6 protein-coding genes are annotated in these 6,284 nt (G+C 49.5%); all 6 read left to right on the top strand.

What is annotated here, in order from left to right:
- Window positions 1-227 (top strand): ASCH domain-containing protein (locus tag OQV04_RS23120; protein ID WP_332643002.1); only part of this gene is annotated, 227 nt, incomplete at its 5' end.
- Window positions 228-480: 253 nt separating this feature from the next.
- On the top strand, window positions 481-1,464 hold the full coding sequence (locus OQV04_RS23115) for an autoinducer 2 ABC transporter substrate-binding protein (protein WP_001042107.1): 984 nt from the start codon (window positions 481-483) through the stop codon (window positions 1,462-1,464).
- A gap of 48 nt (window positions 1,465-1,512) precedes the next feature.
- Window positions 1,513-2,997: a sugar ABC transporter ATP-binding protein gene (locus OQV04_RS23110; protein WP_000447322.1), complete on the top strand. Its 1,485-nt coding sequence runs from the start codon at window positions 1,513-1,515 to the stop codon at window positions 2,995-2,997.
- Window positions 2,990-3,961: an ABC transporter permease gene (locus tag OQV04_RS23105; protein ID WP_000818900.1), complete on the top strand. Its 972-nt coding sequence runs from the start codon at window positions 2,990-2,992 to the stop codon at window positions 3,959-3,961. The genes OQV04_RS23110 and OQV04_RS23105 overlap by 8 nt, the downstream gene beginning before the upstream one ends.
- A complete protein-coding gene (locus OQV04_RS23100; protein WP_000750339.1) occupies window positions 3,958-4,914 on the top strand; it encodes an ABC transporter permease in 957 nt (318 codons plus the stop codon). The genes OQV04_RS23105 and OQV04_RS23100 overlap by 4 nt, the downstream gene beginning before the upstream one ends.
- An 86-nt stretch (window positions 4,915-5,000) precedes the next feature.
- Window positions 5,001-6,050: an NADPH-dependent aldehyde reductase YahK gene (gene yahK / locus OQV04_RS23095; RefSeq protein ID WP_000692757.1), complete on the top strand. Its 1,050-nt coding sequence runs from the start codon at window positions 5,001-5,003 to the stop codon at window positions 6,048-6,050.
- The last annotated feature ends 234 nt before the right edge of the window (window positions 6,051-6,284 follow it).

The raw sequence follows: 6,284 nt of genomic DNA, 5'->3' as shown, positions 1-6,284 counted from the left end.
CTGATAGAAACAGAAGCCACTGGAGCACCTCAAAAACACCATCATACACTAAATCAGTAAGTTGGCAGCATCACCTCACCGCGGAGCTTGCCCGTAAGGAAGGTGAAGGTGACCTCAGTCTTGAATATTGGCGTAATGAACACCGTCGTTTTTTCCAGGCAGAAGGAAGCTATTCACCAGAAATGGACGTTATCTTTGAAGAATATGCCCTTATTGACGTTGTGTAGATAACTATTTATATACGCGAAATAAACTCACACACATAAAATATCGCTAATTTTGTTTATTTTGCTATTTTTTACGTGATGAATGTCACACTTATTGTTGCTGCCCGTTTTGTCCATATTTATAACCATATTTTTAATAGCTGCCTGAAATAGGGCTGTTTATTCTGCATAAAAATATTCGAAAATTCTTATTCTCTCCAGCGCGCTAATTTGGGCGAACACTTCCTGACTACCCTGCAATGAGGCTGAAATGATGAATAAACGTTTTGTTATCAATATGGTGTCTTCGCTGTTATTAGGCGCTGCGCTAATTTCTGCGCCGCTCCAGGCAGCGGAAAAAGTCGTGGTGAATATTTCTAAAGTCGATGGTATGCCGTGGTTTAATCGCATGGGCGAAGGTGTGGTTGAGGCGGGTAAAGCCTTTGGTGTTAATGCGTCACAGGTGGGGCCTTCAAGTACTGATGCTCCGCAACAGGTTAAAATTATTGAGGATTTAATCGCCCGTAAGGTTAATGCAATTACTATCGTGCCAAACGATGCCAACGTGCTGGAACCGGTATTCAAAAAAGCGCGAGATGCCGGAATTGTGGTTCTGACCAACGAATCCCCCGGTCAGCCAAGTGCTAACTGGGATATCGAAATCATTGATAACGAAAAATTTGCCGCTGAATATGTTGAGCATATGGCGAAACGCATGGGGGGCAAGGGCGGCTATGTGATTTACGTGGGTAGTTTGACCGTGCCGCAGCATAACTTATGGGCTGACTTGCTGGTGAAATACCAGAAAGAGCATTACCCGGATATGCATGAAGTTACCCGCCGCATGCCGGTTGCCGAGAGTGTGGATGACTCACGTCGTACCACACTGGACCTGATGAAAACCTATCCTGACTTAAAAGCGGTTGTCTCCTTTGGTTCAAACGGTCCGATTGGCGCGGGACGTGCGGTGAAAGAGAAACGGGCGAAAAATAAAGTCGCAGTCTATGGCATGATGATCCCTTCACAGGCGGCATCACTGATTAAAAGTGGTGATATCACCGAAGGGATTACTTACGATCCGGCCTCTGCAGGTTACGCACTCGCAGCCGTCGCCAGCACGTTGCTGAAGGGTGAAGAGATCAAACCTGGATTAGAAATGCAGAATCTGGGTAAGGCCGACGTAGATATGGATAAGCGAATTATCCGTTTCCATAAGGTATTACTGGTCAACAAAGACAATATCGACTCACTTTATTAATCCATTTCTTCGGGGCGAAAGCCCCGATTCTTATTGCCAGGGGATGTTATGGAAACCTTCCTTTCCCTTCGTCATATCAACAAAACGTTTCATGCCACGCGAGCGCTGCGCGATGTTTCTCTCGACTTTATGTCGGGTGAAGTGCACTGCCTTGCCGGGCAAAACGGCTGTGGTAAATCGACGTTGATCAAAATTATGTCCGGTGTTTATCGCCCGGATGAGGGAGCGGAAATTACGCTTGGTGGGAAAAAATGGTCAAAGCTGACACCCGCCGCTTCGGTGGCGCAGGGGATTCAGGTGATTTATCAGGACCTCTCTTTATTTCCTAACCTGAGTGTCTGGGAGAATATCGCCGTGAATCACTATCACCACGGTCTGTTTGTTAACCGACGTCGTCTGCGTGAGGTGGCGCAGGCGGCAATGACCAGTATTAACGTCACATTGCCACTGGATACGCTCGTTTCTGAGCTTTCAATTGCCCGCTGTCAGCTGGTGGCAATTTGCCGTGCACTGGCGCAGGACGCACGGTTGATCGTGATGGATGAACCAACCGCTTCGCTGACCCATCAGGAAGTGCAAGGGTTATTACAGGTGGTGCATCAATTGCGGGAACGCGGGATCTGCGTGGTCTTCGTCAGTCATCGTCTGGAAGAAGTGATGGAAGTTTCCGACCGTATTTCAGTGCTGAAAGATGGTGAGCTGGTCGGGACTTTTCCGGCTGCAGAGATGACCACAAAACAACTCGGTTTCCTGATGACCGGCCAGGAGTTTGAATATCAGGTGCGAGAGTTGTGGCAGGGAAAATCCAGCACCCCGGTGCTGGAGGTGCGTAATTTAAGTCGTCATGGGGAATATCTAAATATTAACTTGCGGGTGGAAGCGGGCGAAGTGGTATCGATTGTTGGCCTGCTTGGTGCGGGGCGCACGGAATTATGTCTGAGTCTGTTTGGTATGACCCGACCGGATGCTGGCGAGATCCTCATCAACGGCCAGCCGGTTACACTGCATAGTAACCAGGACGCCATCCGCCACGGTATTGGTTATGTTTCGGAAGATCGCATGTCGCGCGGTTTGGTGATGGCGCAATCTATTGAAGACAACATCATTAGCACTGTTTTTCACAAGGTAAAAGATCGCTTCGGCTTTCTGAGTGAAGCTAAAGTGCGTGACCTGGTGGACAGGCTAATCAAGGCATTGACCATCAAAGTCTCTGATCCTCATCTCCCGGTGAATACGCTTTCTGGTGGTAACGCGCAGCGAGTATCGATCGCCAAATGGCTGGCGATTGGGCCACGACTGTTGATTCTCGATAGCCCGACAGTCGGTGTTGATATCGCCAACAAAGCAGGAATATACGGCATTATCAGCGATCTGGCGGCTCATGGCATTGCGGTATTGATGATCTGCGATGAAATTGAAGAAGCGTGGTATCAAAGCCACCGGATTTTGGTAATGCAAAAAGGTCAGATCACCCATAGCTTCCTGCCTGACAGCAGTTCTCAGGCCAGGATTGCGGAGGTGGTAAATGGCTGAACTGAAAAAACGCCATGAATTCTGGCTGGCATTACTGATTGTGGTGCTGTTTGTTGGCCTTGCCTGGCGCAGCGACGAGTTTCTGACATTCGGTAATTTGTACGATCTCGCCAATAACTATGCCATGTTGACTATTCTCGCCTGTGGTTTGTTTGTGGTGTTGATTTCCGGTGGAATTGATATTTCGTTTCCAGCAATGACCATCATTGCGCAATACGGCATGGTGCTGTTGCTGCAAAAAATTGGTGGCAACTTCGCTGTCGCGTTTGCACTGGCGGGCTGCATCGGCATTTTACTTGGCTTAATTAACGCCTTACTGGTTAATCGCCTACGGGTGCCTTCTATCATCATCACTATCTCGACGCTGAATATTTTCTATGGCCTGCTGTTATGGTTGAGTAAAGGTGTGTGGCTGTACGACTTTCCGCCGTGGTTTGAGCAGGGGGTTATGTTGTTCAAGTACACCGATGCTGATGGCTATGACTATGGCCTTGGTCTGCCGCTGATCGCCATGATTACGGTGGTGCTGCTAACAGCGTTTATCATGAATTTCACCAGTGTAGGGCGCAAAATTTATGCCCTTGGCGGGAACCGCGAATCAGCCAGTCGCATCGGCTTTAGCGTGCTGAAACTGCAACTTTTCGTCTATGGCTATATGGGATTGATGTCTGGCGCTGCGGGTGTAGTGCAGTCGTGGACGGTGATGACTGTCGCCCCCGATTCTCTTCTGGGTTATGAGCTGACAGTACTGGCTGCGGTGGTGCTTGGCGGCACTAGTTTGCTCGGCGGGCGCGGCACGTTAACCGGTACTTTGCTCGGCGTGGTGTTGTTGGCAGTGATGCAAAACGGGCTAAATTTATTGGGAGTCTCGTCTTACTGGCAAACATTGATCACCGGCATCATCATCGTTGCCAGCATTAGTGCCACGGCGTGGAGTCAGCATCAGAACCGGAGTCTGCTATGAAAAAATCGTGGCGTAATAACGTTGAGTTTTACTTGATCGGCCTGCTGGTGCTAACTGTTGCCGCGTTCAGCATTACTATGCCGGAGATTTTCTGGTCGATAAGTAATTTCCAGTCCGTCGCTTCGCAAATGCCCGTGCTGGGCATTCTGGCGTTGGCTATGGCGGTGACCATGCTTTGCGGTGGCATTAACTTGTCAATTATAGCCACTGCTAACGCCTGTTCACTGGTGATGGCGTGGGTGGCGACTCAGTATCCACCGGGTATTGCTACGGTTGTCGCTACGTTACTGGCGGGCGCTGGCGCGGCGGTGATAATCGGTTTATGTAACGGCGTATTGATTGCTGGTATTCGAGTGTCGCCAATTCTTGCAACGCTTGGGATGATGACGTTGCTCAAAGGGATAAATATTCTGGTGACAGGTGGTAGCGCCATTGCCAATTATCCCTCATGGGTGCTGTGGTTGAATCATGCGCAATGGTTCGGTATTCCGCTACCGATGTGGTTGTTTGCCGCAGTGGCACTGGGGCTGTGGATATTGCTGGAGAAAACGCCGCTCGGTAAAGCCATTTACCTGATTGGGTCTAACGAACGAGCAACACTTTACTCCGGCATTAACACTCGTCGGGTGCTGATTTGGGTTTATGTCATTTCCGCCTTGCTTTGTGCGGTAGCGGCATTTTTGATGATGTCGAAACTCAACTCGGCTAAGGCCTCTTATGGCGAATCGTACTTGCTGGTGTCAATCCTCGCGGCAGTACTCGGCGGGGTTAATCCGGACGGCGGCAGCGGGCGGATAATTGGTATGGTGCTGGCGCTGTTTCTTCTGCAAATTATTGAAAGCGGCTTCAATATTCTCGGTATAAGCCCCTACCTGACGATGGCCTTATGGGGAACGTTGCTGCTCTGTTTCATTCAGGCTCGCGGCATGTTGGGGCTGGATCGGGTGGTTTAAATATTGGCTATATTCAATGGACGCGTTTTGCCGCGATGACATATCAGGCGTCGCCAAATACACATAGCTAATCAGGAGTAAACACAATGAAGATCAAAGCTGTTGGTGCATATTCCGCTAAACAACCACTTGAACCGATGGATATCACCCGGCGTGAACCGGGACCGAATGATGTCAAAATCGAAATCGCTTACTGTGGCGTCTGCCATTCCGATCTCCACCAGGTCCGTTCCGAGTGGGCGGGGACGGTTTATCCCTGCGTGCCGGGTCATGAAATTGTGGGGCGTGTGGTAGCCGTTGGTGATCAGGTAAAAAAATATGCGCCGGGCGATCTGGTCGGTGTCGGCTGCATTGTCGACAGTTGTAAGCATTGCGAAGAGTGTGAAGACGGGCTGGAAAACTACTGTGATCACATGACCGGCACCTATAACTCGCCAACGCCGGACGAACCGGGCCATACTCTGGGCGGCTACTCACAACAGATCGTCGTTCATGAGCGATATGTTCTGCGTATTCGTCACCCGCAAGAGCAGCTGGCGGCGGTGGCTCCTTTGTTGTGTGCAGGGATCACCACGTACTCGCCGCTACGTCACTGGCAGGCCGGGCCGGGTAAAAAAGTGGGCGTGGTCGGCATCGGCGGTCTGGGACATATGGGGATTAAGCTGGCCCACGCGATGGGGGCACATGTGGTGGCATTTACCACTTCTGAGGCAAAACGCGAAGCGGCAAAAGCCCTGGGGGCCGATGAAGTTGTTAACTCACGCAATGCCGATGAGATGGCGGCTCATCTGAAGAGTTTCGATTTCATTTTGAATACAGTAGCTGCGCCACATAATCTCGACGATTTTACCACCTTGCTGAAGCGTGATGGCACCATGACGCTGGTTGGTGCGCCTGCGACACCGCATAAATCGCCGGAAGTTTTCAACCTGATCATGAAACGCCGTGCGATAGCCGGTTCTATGATTGGCGGCATTCCAGAAACTCAGGAGATGCTCGATTTTTGCGCCGAACATGGCATCGTGGCTGATATAGAGATGATTCGGGCCGATCAAATTAATGAAGCCTATGAGCGAATGCTGCGCGGTGATGTGAAATATCGTTTTGTTATCGATAATCGCACACTAACAGACTGAAAAAATTAATAAATACCCTGTGATTTAACATATTAACTTCGCTCTCCACTTAACTTTTTAGTTAAGGAGAGCGAAATAATATCAAAGTAGCAGTAAAACCTATAACGTAAATTCAAATTGTTAAATTAACTCCCTCCAGTACACAATACTTCTCACGTTAGGGAAGGTGCGAATAAGCGGGGAAATTCTTCTCGGCTGACTCAGTCATTTCATTTCTTCATGTTTGAGCCGATT

The sequence above is a fragment of the Escherichia sp. Lx600-2 genome (genome assembly GCF_036662595.1).
GTDB classification, from domain to species: domain Bacteria; phylum Pseudomonadota; class Gammaproteobacteria; order Enterobacterales; family Enterobacteriaceae; genus Escherichia; species Escherichia coli.
Note: the sequence above shows the minus strand (reverse complement) of the source record. Positions and strands in the feature narration are given on the sequence as shown.

Bases quoted from the DNA above. Each gene is read 5' to 3' on its own strand.
- OQV04_RS23105 (WP_000818900.1), top strand. From the start codon at position 2,990: ATGGCTGAACTGAAAAAACGCCATGAATTCTGGCTGGCATTACTGATT.
- yahK (WP_000692757.1), top strand. From the start codon at position 5,001: ATGAAGATCAAAGCTGTTGGTGCATATTCCGCTAAACAACCACTTGAA.
- OQV04_RS23115 (WP_001042107.1), top strand. From the start codon at position 481: ATGAATAAACGTTTTGTTATCAATATGGTGTCTTCGCTGTTATTAGGC.
- OQV04_RS23100 (WP_000750339.1), top strand. From the start codon at position 3,958: ATGAAAAAATCGTGGCGTAATAACGTTGAGTTTTACTTGATCGGCCTG.
- OQV04_RS23110 (WP_000447322.1), top strand. From the start codon at position 1,513: ATGGAAACCTTCCTTTCCCTTCGTCATATCAACAAAACGTTTCATGCC.